Source organism: Bacillus sp. CCNWLW194 (assembly GCF_037120585.1).
Lineage (GTDB): Bacteria > Bacillota > Bacilli > Bacillales > Bacillaceae_G > Bacillus_A > Bacillus_A basilensis.
In genome coordinates this window covers 214,226-227,703 of record NZ_JBBBBL010000007.1, presented here as the reverse complement: position 1 = coordinate 227,703, position 13,478 = coordinate 214,226, and the positions used below count along the sequence as shown (strand labels likewise).

Genomic DNA, 13,478 nt, shown 5'->3' with positions numbered 1-13,478 from the left:
GTGAAAATAGCAAGAGAAGAAAGTGTCATTCACTTTTGAAGAAGGAAAAGTTGCTCACGTGAAGCGTTTATCACAATAATGTTATAATTATTAAAGAGAAATCCCCTTATTAGAGAGATGGGTTAAAGTGTATCTCTGATAAGGGAGATTCTTTTTATATAAATCATTATGATGTGAATCTGCTTTTTAAGTGTATATCAATATGTAGATGTATCTTTTACTCAAGAAAGAACTATATAGGTTCTCTTAATTATAAAGTAATATTGAAAGGGTTTACATAAAGGGTTAGGTGGAATTGAGTATGAATATGTATCTTTTAATTATTACATTATTATCGATTGTAATTGTTATTTTAGGGGTGTCGTGGTGGAGGTGGCATGCATTTATTAGTTTAACGATTGCAAGTTTGTTTTTAGCAATTATGTCTGGAATGCCAATGGATAAAATAGTGAGTGCTTATGAAACGGGAGTCGGAAGTGTTCTCGGGCATTTAGTAGGTATTTTAGTTTTAGGTACAATTTTAGGGAAAATGATGGCAGAATCAGGTGCAGGAATGCAAGTGGCAGAGTTCTTTATTAAATCCTTTGGAATAAAAAACTTACCATGGGCGATGTTAATTGCAGGTTTTATTATTGGAATTCCGGTGTTTTTTGAAGTAGGCATTTTAATATTATTGCCGTTAGTAATTTCTATTCATAAAACAACGAAACAAAATATTTTATTGATAGCATTACCAGCAATTGCTGGGCTATCTGTCGTACACGGCCTTGTTCCTCCGCATCCAGGGGCAATCGTTGCAATTGGTATTTATAAAGCGAACCTTGGAAAGGTACTTCTTTATTCACTCATTATTACATTTTTTGCAGCGATTATTGCAGGTCCTATATTCGCTAAATGGATTTACAAACGTGTAATTCCTGAAAATGAGCCAGAATTGATTCGTGTAAATACAAAATCAACGAAATTACCAGGAATAGGAGTCTCGTTTTTAGTTATATTGTTACCTGTAATGTTAATGGTGTTAGCTGCAGCAGCTCCTTATGTTCCCCTTTCTGATACTTTAATGAAGATTGTCACATTAATCGGTAGTCCTATAATTGCGCTTTTGATTGCATGTTTTGCAGCGTTCTATTTTCTTGGATTTCGTCAAGGTATCGATAAAAAGGCGATTAAGAAGGTAACAGAAGATAGCTTATTACCAATCGGTTCTATTGTTGCGATTATTGGTGCTGGCGGCGGATTTAAGCAAATTCTTATCGATAGTGGCGTAGGGAATGCTATTGCTCAAATGTCTGAGCATTTAGCTCTATCTCCAATTGTATTAGCATTTATGGTGGCTGGATTAATTCGAATTGCGACAGGATCAGCGACAGTCGCCTTAACAACAGCAGCGGGTATCGTTTCACCAATCGTTGAAAATACGACAGGTGTGAATTTAGAATTACTCGTCATTGCAACAGGTGCAGGAGCACTTATGTTTTCGCACGTAAACGATGCTGGTTTTTGGATGGTAAAAGAATACCTAGGGTTAACAGTGAAAGAAACATTTAAAACATGGACAGTATTAGAAACATTACTTTCATTTATCGCTTTTGGAGGCGTTTTATTACTCGATATGTTTGTTTAAAATAAGGATATTTTTATATGAATTTAGAAAGATAGCTGTAGCGATTTTTTGTTAGGAGGAAGAAATGGTGAGTTCAAAATATATGATTGGTGTAGATATTGGGACAACTAGTACAAAATCAGTTCTATTTTCTACTGATGGATCTGTTATTGCAAGTCATGGAATTGAATATCCTTTATATTCTCCCACGCCAGAAACAGCAGAACAAGACCCAGAAGAAATTTTTCATGCAGTAATAAATACGATTAAAGAAACTGTACGAGTAAGTAGTGTACAGCCGAATGATATTCTTTGTGTCTCTTTTAGTTCGGCAATGCATAGTATCATTGCTGTAGATGAAAAGGGGAATCTATTAACGAGATGTATTACATGGGCAGATAATAGAAGTGCAAGCTGGGCAGAAAAAATAAAGAATGATATGAATGGTCATGAAATTTATTTACGTACTGGGACACCAATCCATCCGATGTCACCACTTTCGAAATTAGTTTGGTTACAGAATGAGCAGGCAGAATTGTTCGCAAAAAGTTATAAATTTATTTCGATCAAAGAATATGTTTTTTATAAGTTATATAAGGAATATGTCATTGATTATTCAATAGCATCAGCAACAGGAATGTTCAATTTGAAATCTTTAAAATGGGATGAGGAAGCTCTTCGTGTTGCAGGGATTTCAGATGAAAAGCTTTCTAAACTTGTTCCAACGACGCACAGCTTAATAGGATTAGATGAAGAACTTGCAAAAGAGATGAATGTACTTGTTTCTACGCCTTTTGTAGTAGGAGCGAGTGATGGAGTACTATCAAACTTAGGTGTAAATGCAATAGATCCTGGGGTTGTGGCTGTTACAATTGGTACAAGCGGCGCGATACGTGCTGTAACAAATCGTCCTGTAACAGATCCAAAAGGTAGAATCTTTTGTTACGCTCTAACTGAAGACCATTGGGTAATCGGTGGACCAGTTAATAACGGCGGTATGATTTTTAGGTGGGCTCGTGATCAATTAGGCACTTCAGAGATTGAACTTGCGAAGCGTTTAGGAAAAGATCCATATGAAGTGCTTACTGAAATAGCAGCAAAAGTGAATCCGGGATCTGACGGTTTATTATTTCACCCGTATTTAGCGGGGGAAAGAGCTCCTTTATGGAATGCAAATGCGCGAGGATCTTTCTTTGGACTTGGATTGCACCATAAGAAAGAACATCTGATTCGTGCTGTTTTAGAAGGGGTAATGTATAACTTGTATACGGTTCTACTTGCTTTAAAAGAACTCATTGGTGAACCGAAAAAAATTCAAGCGACAGGTGGTTTTGCAAGATCGGAACTTTGGAGACAGATGATGGCGGATATCTTCCATCAAGACGTATATGTTCCCGAAAGTTTCGAAAGCTCTTGCTTAGGAGCTGCAATCCTCGGTTTATATAGTTTAGGTGAAGTAGATACGTTACATGTAGTTTCTGAAATGGTTGGGGCAAATTTTTATCATGAACCAAACATGGAAAGTGTGGAAAAATATAAAGATTTAACACCAATCTATATTCGTCTGTCACGTCAATTGGAAGAAGAATATGAAAGTATAGCAGCGTATCAAAAAAAGTGGGTTTAAAGGCTATTTAGCAGAGAAATATGGTAACGTATAAAGAGGTACTCCAATTTTTTTAGGATACTCTTTCAACATAAAATATTTTAAGAAGTATGATGAACGAAAAATATAGGGAGAGAGGGTTATGAAAATGAAGGAAAACAAAGAGTTTATTGGATATGTTGGAACATACACGAAAGAAAATAGTGAAGGAATATATAAGTTTACTTTAGATACGGAAGCCAAAAAAATTAGTAATGTAGCACTTGCGGCAAAGCTGGATAACCCTACATATGTAACGATTAACCGAAATAATGAATATCTCTATTCTGTTGTTAAGGAAGGCGACTCTGGCGGTGTAGCTGCTTATTCAATTGATAGTAAAACTGGGGAGCTAAAGGAAGAAAATAGACAAGTAGTAGAAGGGGCTTCTCCTTGTCATGTGAGTGTTGATAGTGGAAATCATACAGTAGTTACAGCAAATTACCATAAAGGAACGATTGAGTCTTTTGAAGTAAATGAAGAAGATGGAACTGTAAATCCTGCCGCATCTATTATGGCACATGAAGGTTCAGGTCCGAATAAAGAAAGACAAGAAAAACCACATGCACATTACGCGGGATATACTCCTGATGAAAAATATGTAGTGGGCGTTGATTTAGGGATAGATAAATTAATTACGTATGAAATAAAAGCTAGTACATTAACAGAAGTGAATAGCTTGTCTGTAAATCCAGGAAGTGGTCCGAGACATATTACTTTTCATCCAAATGGAAAGTATGCATATGTGATGACTGAGCTTAGTTCAGAGGTTATTGTGTTAACATATAATCCGTCAGAAGGGGCCTTTACAGAATTACAGTATATTTCTACCATTCCTGAAGCATTTGATGAAAATAATCAAGGAAGTGCGATTCATATTTCTTCTGACGGCCGCTTTGTATATGCAGGTAATCGTGGTCATAATAGTATTGCTGTTTTCAGTGTGGATCAAAACTCAGGTGAGCTTACATTTGTTGAACATACATCTACAGAAGGAAATTGGCCAAGAGACTTTGTATTAGATCCTACTGAAAAGTTCCTTGTTGCTACAAATGAAAAGTCACATAATCTTGTACTATTTTCAAGAAATGAAACGACAGGGAAGTTAACACTATTACAATCTGATGTTGTTGTCCCAGAACCTGTTTGTGTTAAATTTTTAAATGTTTAAGTTGTGTTGAAGCTGAATGGGTATAGAAATGTCGTTATTTGTCGGTAAGTCGATATCCTTTGGCGAAACGTCGATATATTGAAAAAATCGTTGATATATTTTAAGTTGTGTTCGATATATTTGAAAAATCGTTGATATAATTTCAGCTGTCTAAAAAAAGCAAAGCGATATCGCTTTGCTTTTTACTGTTTCTTTTTCGGTCTGCGTACTAACTCGCCGCCGCAGTTTGGACAAACGTTATGTCTTTCTTCTGTACACGGTGCGCAAAATGTACATTCATACACGCAAATGTAAGCTTCAGAATCTTGCTCGAGCGATTGGTCGCAAATTTGACAGTTTGTTTTCATTTGTAGTGCCATAGTAATTCTCCTTTTCGTTTAAATTTTTATAATTTAATTATAATTCATTAGGTAGAAACTGTCTTTTTCAATTGAAAGGAAATCGGATGATAAAGTTGTGATTTGAAATGAAAGATGCTCGTTTATTTTTAAATTGATTATTTCATGCAGTTAGAATATTATGAAATAGTCAAAAGACAACAGGGGGTATACATTTTGACTAATCATAACGATCATTTAAAAGCAAACTGTGAAAAATGCTTCGGTCTATGTTGCGTGGCGTTGCCGTTCGCAGCATCGGTAGATTTTGCGGTGAATAAAGATGGTGGTAAACCATGTTCTAATTTACAGTCAGATTATAAATGTAGCATACATAAAGATCTTAGAGGAAAAGGTTATAAAGGTTGTACAGTATTTGAATGTTTTGGCGCTGGACAGAAAATTTCTCAAGTTACATTTAACGGGATTGATTGGCGGAAAGATACTAAGCATGCGAGAAAAATGTATGATGCTTTTCCAGTTATGCATCAGCTTCATGAAATGCTTTGGTATTTGAATGAGGCTATTCTATTAAAGGCGACGCAGCCGATTTATAAAGATCTGAAGGAAGCAATTGAAGAGACTGAGCGTCTATCAAATTTAAGTTCAGATGAGTTAATGAAAATAAATGTTCCATTACACCGTGCAGAAGTAAATGTTTTACTTTTAGAAACGAGCGAACTAGTATGGAAAGAAATGAATGCTGCGCGTAAGAAGCGAATCATTCACCGCGGAGCAGATCTTATGGGAGCAAACCTGAAAAAGAAAAATTTACAAGGCGCGAATTTAAGGGGTGCTTATTTAATTGCGGCGAACTTAAATGGTGCAGATTTACGCGGGGCGGATCTCATCGGAGCAGATTTAAGAGATGCTGATATTCGCGGAGCAGACTTTACAAATAGTATTTTTCTTACGCAAGTTCAAGTTAATGCGGCGAAAGGGGACAAACATACGAAATTGCCGAAATTGTTGTCCCGTCCATCGCATTGGAGTGCGTAAAGAGTATGGAGTGAAATTATACGAACAGGCAGAGATTAAGAATCTCTGCCTGTTTTTCATTTCTTTTCAAAAGTAGTAATTAAAACGCTACATATAATAAGAATACCACCAATAAAAAAGTTACTATTTAATGTCTCATTTAAGAGTAGCCAACCAAGCAATGATCCAACGATAGGTTGGAAGAAGAAAAATAAGGAACCGATGCTAGCATCCATTAATTCTAATCCTTTATTCCAAAGGAAAAAGGCACCTGCTGTTGAGACGATTCCTAAATAAAGTACGCCTAATACTACATACATGTTCAAATCTTCAATCAGGTTTGTTTGAAATTCCCATATCATAAAAGGTGTAATAAAAAAGAGTGAAAAGAATATAGCGTATGTTGTAATAACTAAAGATGAAAATTTGGCTGCAGCAATCTTCACATAAATAGATAGTAAAGCCCACGTAATAGCGGCCCCAACTAATATGATTGTTCCGAAAAAATAGGAGCCAATTTCAATATCCCATCCGATTACGATAATGACACCGATTGTCGCTATTATAGTAGATAGCAGTCTACGAGCGGTTAGTTTTTCTTTTAAAATAATCGCTGCAAATATAACCATAAATGCAGGTGTAGCTGATGTTACTAAAGAGCCAGTATGAGCGTCGGATAATTTTGTTCCGATAAATTGACAAGTGATTGAAATAAAGTATCCGATAAATCCAATCCAAGCGAATAGGAGCCAATCTTTTTTGCGAATGGTTACTTTTTTCTTTTGCTTTTTCTCAGCAATTATCAAAAATGCATATAAAACCACAAAAGCAATGATAAAGCGTAGCCAAACGAGTGTCAGTGGTGGGATAAAGTCGAGTACATATTTACTAACAACATACATACCACCCCATATACTTGCTGCTAGTGATAAGCATATAGCGCCTAAAATTGTTTGTTTCATTTGAAGTACCTCCGTCTATTTTTAGGGTAATATTAGTTCCCTAAGACGAGGCATAGTGTATGTGTTAAATGAATGCCCGTCTTATTTTATAGACGGCCTACAGGTTGATCGTTTTCGAATGAAGTGTTGTAGTACATGCGTGCATTCCTCCTTCAGATTTTATAATGATATTATAACGTAATTTTCAGTTTATTGGGATGTTTATTGTATGGAGTTGATTCTTTAGAAAATAGAAATGGAGGTTGTGTAAGAACACATAGTATATGGTAGAAACACATATTTTTAAAATAAAAGAAACAAATTACATAACTGATAAGTATATTAGGAGTAGGATGAAAAAGTAGATTAATAGAGAAAGAGGAGGAGATTTACATTACTACAACCGTTATCTCTCATTTTTATAATGAAGAGTATTTATTACCATGGTGGCTTAAGCATCATACGAAACTGTTTGATCATGGCATTTTAATTAATAAAGGATCTACAGATCGTTCAGTTGAAATTTGTAAAAAATTCGCACCGCATTGGGAAGTGCGAGATTCTGTAAATCCAGAGTTTGATGCATTTGCGACAGATCATGAAGTGATGAGGGTGGAACAAGAAGTAAAAGGATGGAAAATGATTTTAAATACGACTGAGTTTCTTTGCGTACAAGATAAAAATCAGTTTTGGAAATCACTGAATGAATTGGGAGGGAGGATGTATTGGCTGGAAGGGCTTATTATGGTCGATGATCTTAACTATAATTATCCGGACCTTAACTTTGGAATACCTTTAATGAAACAACGATTTCACGGTTATTTACCAGAAGATTGGCCGTTATGGAGAAGAGGTAGATTTATTCATAATCATGAACACGGAAGTTATACGGTTGGAAGACATTTATCTGCACATGAATCTATGATTTATCCGCCACTTGCATGTATTGCATGGTTTGGTTTCAGTCCATGGAACGATGCGATGAGAAAGAGAAAATTACAAATTGGTCCGACTCTTTCTGAAGCTAGTAAGCATGGGGGAATGGGAACGCACCATATTATTACGCCTGAAAAATTAGAAGAATGGTATAAGGATTTAGCAAGAGGGGCGAGGGATTTACGTTTTAGTGTTGCGTATCGTTATGCTTTTTTATAAATGATTCCCACCATAAAATTGTTTCTTCGATTCCAGTATTTAGATCGTATATTGGTTTCCAGTTTGCTTCAGTTTTTAAACGGTCTATATTAACTCCGACAAATAAAGGTTCATCTTTAGAGAAAGGGATAGCACCTAATTTTATTAAATGTTCTTTTCCTATCTTCTTAGCGATGATAGAAGCTAATTCTTTAATTTGTACAGATTGACCAGAAGCGATATTGATTGTGCCTGTAACGTCGCGTTCTAGTACTGTTACGAGAGCATCAGCGACGTCACCCACATGGAGGAAATCTCTTGATTGTTTTCCATGTGTACATAGTGCTTCCTCATTTTTTAATAAGGAAGTGATAATGTTAGAAACGAGTCGATTCCCTTGTTCTTGAGGGCCATACATATGAAAAATGCGGCCCCAACACATGCTGAGGCCTGTTTGTCGTGCGTATGATTGTAGCCAGGAGTGTAGTACGTTTTTACATAATGAATACGGGGTTTTATAGGAAAGAAGCGGTGAATCTTCAAATAATACGCCGTTAAACCATTCATACTCTGCGCCAGTACCTGCGACGACGACACGCTTTCCACCGCATGCTGTGAAGTGTTGAATCAATGAGATGCTGGATGTCAGCCAATAGTAATTATGAATGGATACATAGCATGCTGGCGGCACTGCTTCCCAAGCTAAATGAATGAGATGACTAGGTTTCATGGCGTAAATGAGTTTTTTTACTTCTTCATCGCAAAGTAAGTTTACTTTATGCCAATGGCAAGAAAGATGGGAAGGCATATTTGTATTGTAAGTGGCGTGCACTTCATAGCCCTTTTGAATAAGAGAATGTACAACATATTTACCAATCCATCCACTACCGCCTGTTACAAGGATTTTTTTCATGGCTCAATTACCTCAACTTCTGGTATTGTTACTAAAAATTTGCCGCCCCATTCACGAATGAAAGAGCATTCCTTCATAATTTCGTCTTTCAAATTCCAAGGAAGTATGAGAATGTAATCAGGTTTTGTACGTTTAATTTCTTCAGGAGATTTTATTGGAATGCGGGTTCCTGGTAGAAGGAGATTTTGTTTGTGAGGGTTTTTATCTACTGTATAAGCTAGAAACTCTTTTCCTATCCCGCAATAATTTAAAAGGGTGTTTCCTTTAGCTGGAGCACCGTAACCGATAATTTGTTTGTTTAAAGCTTTCGCTTCGATAAAAAACTGTAAAATACTTATTTTCAATTGTTCTATGCGTTTAGAAAAAAGAAGATAGCAATCTAATGTATCTAGCCCGTGATTGACTTCTTTTTGGAGTAGTTTTGTAACATTGGAATGGATAGTGGATTGGTCACTTAGATGGTTTACAAAAATACGTAATGAACCACCGTGCGTTGAAAGTTCTTCTACATCAACAATTTGTAAATGATGGTGAGCTAAAACTTTTTGAAGGCTTATAAGTGAGAAATAGGAGAAGTGCTCGTGGTAGATCGTATCAAACTGTTTGAAGGATATGAGGTTTAATAAGTGCGGGAATTCAATTGTTATCGTGCCATCTTGTTTTAATAACGTTTTTAAACCTGCCACAAAATTATGCAAGTTCGGGACGTGTGCCAATACGTTATTTGCGATAATTAAATCTGCTTGCGGTAATTTTTTGGCTAAGTCATTGCTGAAAAAATTCACTTCAGTAGGAATTCCTTTTTGGATAGCAATTTCTGCTACGTTTTTTGCTGGTTCAATTCCTAACGTCTCAATATTTTCTTTTTGAAAGTATTGTAATAAGTACCCGTCGTTACTCGCAATTTCAATTACTTTCGAATGGTTTGCTAAGTTAAAACGCTTAATCGCCATTTCTACATATTGCTTAGCGTGTAATAACCAGCTTGATGAGTAAGAGCTAAAGTATAAATAGTCATGAAAAATATTGTGCGGAGATTCAAATTCATCTAATTGCACAAGTAAACAAGAGTGACAAACAAACGTGTGCAATGGATAAAATGGTTCCATTTTATATGAGTGTTCTGGAGCTACAAATGAGTTAGCGAGAGGAGAAACACCTAAATCTAAAAAAGTATTTGTTAGAAATGAGTGGCAAAAACGGCATTTTTTCTGTTCCATTTTATAGCCCCCTTATAAATTTTTGAATGCATCAATTTGTTGCCGCGTGAAAGATTCCATATTTTCACCGGATGCATATTTTTTGTACCAATCAACAGTCCAAGCGATAGAATGATTTGTTGATAACTTAGGAGTCCAACCGAGTTTATTTACTGCTTTTGTACTATCGAGTGTTAAAACAGGTGATTCATAAGGGGGATTTGTATGAGGAGAAAGGATTGTTAGTGGTTTATTCCATAATTTTATTATAGATTGAATGACATCATGAACGGTTTTGTTAGGTTCATTCATCGGGCCGAAATTCCACGCTTCTGCATATTCAGCGTCTGTCCAAAGATTTTCAGCTAAAAGGATATAGCCATGTAAAGGATCTAATACGTGTTGCCACGGACGAATAGCGTTTTTGTTTCTAATATTTAATGTGCCGTCTTGTAAATATGCACGGATGGTATCTGGAAATAATCGATCTTCTGCCCAATCACCACCACCGATGACGTTACCTGCTCTGACTGAGGCAAGTTTAAGTATGTTAGTGCAGAAGAATGATTTTTGGTATGATGCTGCAACTAATTCAGCGCAAGCTTTACTAGCACTATAAGGATCGAAACCTCCTAGCCGGTCACTTTCCGTGAATGCCCGGTTGCCGCTTCCATCATTTTCGTAACATTTATCACTTGTAACATTAATGATGCTGCGTATACTTTCTATATGTTTTGCCGCTTCTAATACGTGAACAGTACCTAAAACATTCGTTTTAAATGTTTCGATAGGATTCTTATATGAAGTAGTGACGATTGGCTGGGCTGCTAAATGAAATAGTATGTCAGGGTTGTGTTGTTTCATGGCGTGGAATAAAGAATCGTAATCTGTAATATCGCCATGAATTGTTATGCACTCTTTTGCTACGTTACATTGTTCAAAAAGGTTAGGGATGGAAGGGGGATGAGAAGAAAAGCCAACTATTTCTGCACCTAAAGAAGTTAAAAAAAGGGTGAGCCATGAGCCTTTAAAGCCAGTATGTCCCGTAATAAATACTTTTTTCTTATTCCAAAAAGATGATGAAGACATATTACCAAACCTTCCACGGAGCGTTATTACTTTCCCATAGCTCGACTAATTTATTTTTATCGCGCAATGTATCCATCGGATGCCAAAAGCCAGTATGTTGATATGCGGCTAGTTCATCTTTGTTTACTAACTGAACTAAAGTGTCTGTTTCAAAAACAGACTTATCTCCACTAATGCAATTAAAAACATCAGGATTTAAAACGAAAAATCCACCGTTAACCCATCCGCCATCCCCGAGTGGCTTCTCTTGAAAGGATGTTACAGACTGTTTATCTAAGACGAGAGAACCGAATCTACCAGGAGGTTGTACGGCTGTAACAGTAGCCGTTTTGCCGTGCTTTTTATGAAATGCAATGAGTTCTTTTATATTTACATTACTTAATCCATCGCCATAAGTGAGGCAGAAAGGTTCGTCCCCGACGTAATTTTGTATTTTCTTAACTCGTCCACCCGTTTCGGTATTTACACCAGTATCGATTAGTGTAACTTTCCACGGTTCTACACGATGAGAATGGCTAGTAATTGTATTATCGCTTAAATGTATCGTGAAATCGGACATGTGTAAGTTGTAATTTAGAAAGAACTCTTTAATCGCATATCCTTTATAGCCTAAGCAAATAATAAACTCAGTAATCCCGTAATGGCTATACAAACTCATAATGTGCCATAAAATAGGTTTTGTTCCAATTTCAATCATAGGTTTCGGTTTTAAATGTGTTTCTTCCCCAATCCTTGTCCCGTATCCACCAGCAAGAATAACAGCTTTCATTTTTTCCTCCTAAAATAAAAAATATAATATATACAGTATTCATATTGTATGCAAATGGTTTTGTTTTTGACTAAGTGCGTAAAAATGTGTGGAGCATGATAGGATGAGACATATTAAGGTTTGAATTTAGGGAATAATTGTTGATACTCAGGATGATTACGTAGATCCTGTGTTGAATTAGTTAACATTAAAAATCGAGCTTCGAGTTCTTCAGAGGACCGACCATATTGTATTTGAAGTCCCAATCGAACGCCCTTTTTTGAGAGGGTGGGTGTAATTTGTAATTTTCTTGCCTTTGTATGTTCGTTCCAAGGGCTAAAATAAAATTTTAAAATGAATGAAGGGGAGTTATAAACGATAGGTTGGTGCCGGGTAAAATGTCTGCCTGGTAAATATGCGCCATCAATATGGTTGTGTATAAATCTCCAGGCACAACCGATTTCTGGTTTATAAGGAAAGAGCCCGTGATATCGTTGTTCTACTAAAGGAATGGAATATCTTAGTTTTGAATAATTGTAATCATGCTTATCAATCATGACAATCATTCTAATCGCATACATATTTTGCCCTAACGTATGAAGTGATGAGAAAAATTCTTCTACATTATTACAGCAAAGAAATTCTGTAGTATTTAATACCATCTTCCAACCTGAAACTTCTCTTTCAATTTCCATTACTTCAATGTCAGTATTAGTGGGATCGAATTCAAGGAATCTTGAATCTCGTACTTCCCAGTGGGGAGCAAATAATTTGCAAAGTTCAACAGAACGATCTGTAGAACCTCTATTAATTAAAATACCGTGATCGAATATTTTTGTGTGATGCATAAGCCACCATGGAAGTAGGTATTCTTCATTATAAAAATGAGAAATGAGTGTCTTTCTCATGTTAATCATCTCCTATACAAGCAATCATTATTAGTAGGATATGTTTTTTAATAAGAAAGGTTAAAAGGTGCAGACAATGTAGTGATTAAGTAATAGTTTAGTAATTTTATTGTATAAGTGTAGATTACTTGTATTGAATAATAATAGGGTGAATCTTGTAATTTTGTATAAATTATGAACAATAAACCGTCACGTTTGACTGTACAGTTTATGTATTGTATGATGGTAGTAATATAATCAAGGGGGGAAGATCGTTGGGAAGGTGTATCGAATCGGACAGTTGGCTCTCATGGCTCACGTGTCGAAACGAACGATTGATTATTATACGAATCTAGGTATCTTAAAAGCGGAGCGATCTCAATCTAATTATCGCTATTACGACGAAACAGCATTTGAGACATTACAATTTATTGAGAAGTGCAAAGAAATGCATATGCCGCTTTGTGAGATTAAAGAGAAAATCGAGGAGAAGAAGAAGCTGCTCGGTATCAATGAACACGTTTCGAAACAAGTGAATGAAGTGACAGACCATATTCATCGATTAGAAGCAGAGTTAACGGAGTTAAAGCCGCTTTTAGATGGATTGACTGATTCACAACGTGAAAAAATATCGAAATCTTTATCTGGTCAAACGACAGCTTTAATACAGACACTTGTTCTATTATTATAGAAAAAAGTGTAATCCGACCTCTTTAATTTTTGTATCGGGCTATGTTTTCTAAGAAACAAATAAGAAAACATTATAGTATACAGGAGGTGGACACCTTAG

At 36.0% G+C, this 13,478-nt stretch carries 13 protein-coding genes; 6 read left to right on the top strand and 7 right to left on the bottom strand.

The genetic code is table 11. The features are described from left to right. Window positions 1-301: 301 nt before the first annotated feature. The 3 genes from gntP (at window position 302) to V7S50_RS17875 (ending at window position 4,422) form a co-directional block, all read left to right on the top strand. Window positions 302-1,627, top strand: a complete 1,326-nt coding sequence (gene gntP / locus V7S50_RS17885; protein ID WP_242254666.1) for a gluconate permease GntP — start codon at window positions 302-304, stop codon at window positions 1,625-1,627. A 64-nt stretch (window positions 1,628-1,691) separates the two neighbouring features. Continuing rightward, entirely contained in the window at window positions 1,692-3,233 is a 1,542-nt protein-coding gene (gntK, locus tag V7S50_RS17880) for a gluconokinase (protein ID WP_242254664.1), read from the top strand. A gap of 127 nt (window positions 3,234-3,360) precedes the next feature. Next, window positions 3,361-4,422, top strand: a complete 1,062-nt coding sequence (locus V7S50_RS17875; RefSeq protein WP_242254724.1) for a lactonase family protein — start codon at window positions 3,361-3,363, stop codon at window positions 4,420-4,422. Window positions 4,423-4,604: 182 nt separating this feature from the next. Here the strand turns inward: V7S50_RS17875 and V7S50_RS17870 are convergent, their stop codons facing one another. Then, window positions 4,605-4,781 carry a DUF1272 domain-containing protein gene (locus V7S50_RS17870; protein ID WP_001207874.1) on the bottom strand — a complete coding sequence of 59 codons (177 nt, stop codon included), beginning with the start codon at window positions 4,779-4,781 and terminating at the stop codon, window positions 4,605-4,607. A gap of 195 nt (window positions 4,782-4,976) precedes the next feature. On the opposite strand from V7S50_RS17870, the gene V7S50_RS17865 reads away from it, so the two are divergent. Beyond that, complete coding sequence (locus V7S50_RS17865) at window positions 4,977-5,798, top strand: pentapeptide repeat-containing protein (protein WP_242254662.1); 822 nt, start codon at window positions 4,977-4,979, stop codon at window positions 5,796-5,798. Window positions 5,799-5,854: 56 nt separating this feature from the next. On the opposite strand, the gene V7S50_RS17860 is transcribed toward V7S50_RS17865, so the two are convergent. Then, window positions 5,855-6,739, bottom strand: coding sequence for a DMT family transporter (locus tag V7S50_RS17860; protein ID WP_242254661.1), 885 nt, complete (start codon window positions 6,737-6,739; stop codon window positions 5,855-5,857). A 348-nt stretch (window positions 6,740-7,087) separates the two neighbouring features. Between V7S50_RS17860 and V7S50_RS17855 the strand changes: the two genes are divergently transcribed. Further along, entirely contained in the window at window positions 7,088-7,873 is a 786-nt protein-coding gene (locus V7S50_RS17855; RefSeq protein WP_242254722.1) for a glycosyltransferase family 2 protein, read from the top strand. Here the strand turns inward: V7S50_RS17855 and V7S50_RS17850 are convergent. The 5 genes from V7S50_RS17850 to V7S50_RS17830 form a co-directional block, all read right to left on the bottom strand. Beyond that, a complete protein-coding gene (locus V7S50_RS17850) occupies window positions 7,842-8,765 on the bottom strand; it encodes an NAD-dependent epimerase/dehydratase family protein (RefSeq protein WP_242254659.1) in 924 nt (307 codons plus the stop codon). The two genes, V7S50_RS17855 and V7S50_RS17850, sit on opposite strands and share 32 nt — an antisense overlap. Continuing rightward, a complete protein-coding gene (locus V7S50_RS17845; RefSeq protein WP_242254656.1) occupies window positions 8,762-9,985 on the bottom strand; it encodes a class I SAM-dependent methyltransferase in 1,224 nt (407 codons plus the stop codon). The genes V7S50_RS17850 and V7S50_RS17845 overlap by 4 nt, the downstream gene beginning before the upstream one ends. A 12-nt stretch (window positions 9,986-9,997) precedes the next feature. Beyond that, complete coding sequence (rfbG, locus tag V7S50_RS17840; protein ID WP_242254654.1) at window positions 9,998-11,053, bottom strand: CDP-glucose 4,6-dehydratase; 1,056 nt, start codon at window positions 11,051-11,053, stop codon at window positions 9,998-10,000. A gap of 1 nt (window position 11,054) precedes the next feature. Beyond that, complete coding sequence (gene rfbF / locus V7S50_RS17835) at window positions 11,055-11,822, bottom strand: glucose-1-phosphate cytidylyltransferase (protein WP_242254652.1); 768 nt, start codon at window positions 11,820-11,822, stop codon at window positions 11,055-11,057. 113 nt (window positions 11,823-11,935) lie between these two features. Further along, window positions 11,936-12,709 (bottom strand): glycosyltransferase family 2 protein, encoded by a 774-nt coding sequence (locus tag V7S50_RS17830; protein WP_242254651.1) that lies wholly within the window; start codon window positions 12,707-12,709, stop codon window positions 11,936-11,938. A gap of 262 nt (window positions 12,710-12,971) precedes the next feature. Here V7S50_RS17830 and V7S50_RS17825 point away from each other — a divergent pair, with 262 nt between their 5' ends. Next, on the top strand, window positions 12,972-13,379 hold the full coding sequence (locus V7S50_RS17825; RefSeq protein ID WP_000285638.1) for a MerR family transcriptional regulator: 408 nt from the start codon (window positions 12,972-12,974) through the stop codon (window positions 13,377-13,379). Window positions 13,380-13,478 lie beyond the last annotated feature (99 nt).

What these genes read in the sequence shown, in the direction of transcription:
- gntP (WP_242254666.1), top strand. Translation starts at nt 302, where the DNA reads ATGAATATGTATCTTTTAATTATTACATTATTATCGATTGTAATTGTT.
- gntK (WP_242254664.1), top strand. Translation starts at nt 1,692, where the DNA reads ATGGTGAGTTCAAAATATATGATTGGTGTAGATATTGGGACAACTAGT.
- V7S50_RS17875 (WP_242254724.1), top strand. Translation starts at nt 3,361, where the DNA reads ATGAAGGAAAACAAAGAGTTTATTGGATATGTTGGAACATACACGAAA.
- V7S50_RS17870 (WP_001207874.1), bottom strand. Translation starts at nt 4,781, where the DNA reads ATGGCACTACAAATGAAAACAAACTGTCAAATTTGCGACCAATCGCTC.
- V7S50_RS17860 (WP_242254661.1), bottom strand. Translation starts at nt 6,739, where the DNA reads ATGAAACAAACAATTTTAGGCGCTATATGCTTATCACTAGCAGCAAGT.
- V7S50_RS17850 (WP_242254659.1), bottom strand. Translation starts at nt 8,765, where the DNA reads ATGAAAAAAATCCTTGTAACAGGCGGTAGTGGATGGATTGGTAAATAT.
- V7S50_RS17845 (WP_242254656.1), bottom strand. Translation starts at nt 9,985, where the DNA reads ATGGAACAGAAAAAATGCCGTTTTTGCCACTCATTTCTAACAAATACT.
- rfbG (WP_242254654.1), bottom strand. Translation starts at nt 11,053, where the DNA reads ATGTCTTCATCATCTTTTTGGAATAAGAAAAAAGTATTTATTACGGGA.
- rfbF (WP_242254652.1), bottom strand. Translation starts at nt 11,822, where the DNA reads ATGAAAGCTGTTATTCTTGCTGGTGGATACGGGACAAGGATTGGGGAA.
- V7S50_RS17830 (WP_242254651.1), bottom strand. Translation starts at nt 12,709, where the DNA reads ATGAGAAAGACACTCATTTCTCATTTTTATAATGAAGAATACCTACTT.